The organism is Desulfitispora alkaliphila (assembly GCF_050433185.1).
GTDB classification, from domain to species: domain Bacteria; phylum Bacillota; class Desulfitisporia; order Desulfitisporales; family Desulfitisporaceae; genus Desulfitispora; species Desulfitispora alkaliphila.
Window position 1 is genome coordinate 1 of the sequence record NZ_JBNPXS010000092.1, and the last position, 1,209, is coordinate 1,209.

1 protein-coding gene is annotated in these 1,209 nt (G+C 40.4%); it reads right to left on the minus strand.

The annotated features are described in order from the left end of the window. On the minus strand, window positions 1-1,209 hold a 1,209-nt coding region (locus GGQ84_RS15475; protein ID WP_429163725.1), incomplete at both ends, for a lactate utilization protein B.

Below are 1,209 nucleotides of genomic sequence, written 5' to 3' on the forward strand. Positions count from 1 at the left end.
TCCGATAGGAACAGAGGTAGGTGTCTGATATAACCTTCTTTTGCTCCCACTACCCCTTGTGTTTTACTTGCTGTTCGCAGTAGTGAGTGGAACAATCTTCTATTTGTCAATACTCCGTCAAAAATAGCTTTTTCCATTAATGATTGTCCATTTTCCTTTGCTAATCTCTTTCTCAGGTCTAAGATTAGAGCTGGAATGTCAATTTTACCAGGACAGATCTCTTTACACTTACCGCATTGAATACAAAGACCTTGAATATTCTCTGTCTTTTTCATTTCGTCAAAAAATGCAGTCAAGATCGTACCTATACCTCCTGCGTATACGTGACCAAATACGTGTCCACCTACCATTCTGTAAACAGGGCAAACATTTAAGCATGAAGCACAGCGTACACATTGAAGTGCTTGCTTAAACAGCTTGTCATCTCGCATCTCTGTACGGCCGTTATCCATTAGGATGATGTGTAGTTCTTTTTCTCCATAGCCATTTTCAACTACAGTAGGGGTAACTCCCGTTACCATAGTTACATAACTAGTCAACTGCTGTCCTGTGGCACTTCTCGGTAGTGTCTGCATTACAGCATTTATATCTTCAAATTTCTCTACTAGTTTTTCCATTCCCACTAAGGCTACGTGAATCTTAGGAAGCGTTGTCACTAAGCGCGCATTTCCTTCATTAGTAAAGAGCGCTAATGTACCTGTTTCAGCAACGGCTATATTAGCTCCCGATATGCCCATTTCTGCTTCAAGGAAGTATTTTCTCAATTCGTTTCTAGCTACTTTTACTAGTCGCGGAATATCTGTATTTAAACGCTCATCTACTTCCTTACTGAATATGTCTGAAACTTCTTCTTTAGTCAGGTGTATCGCTGGCATAACCATGTGGGAAGGCTTTTGCCCTGCTAGTTGAATAATCCACTCTCCCAAATCCGTCTCTTTTACAACGGTTCCATTGTGCTGTTCTAGGTATTCGTTAAGGTGAATCTCCTCAGAAGCCATGGATTTAGACTTAACTATAGTTTTTACCCCTTTTTCTTTAGCTAGCTTTGAGATGTACTCTTTAGCATCGTCTCCTGTTTTAGCTATAAATACTTTGGCTCCACGTTTTTCTGCCTCTGTCTTAAATTTGTTGGTTAATTCCTCCATGCGATCTGCAGCATAGGCTTTCCTTGAGCTCACTTTATCCCTAAGAGCTTCAATATCTAGTCCA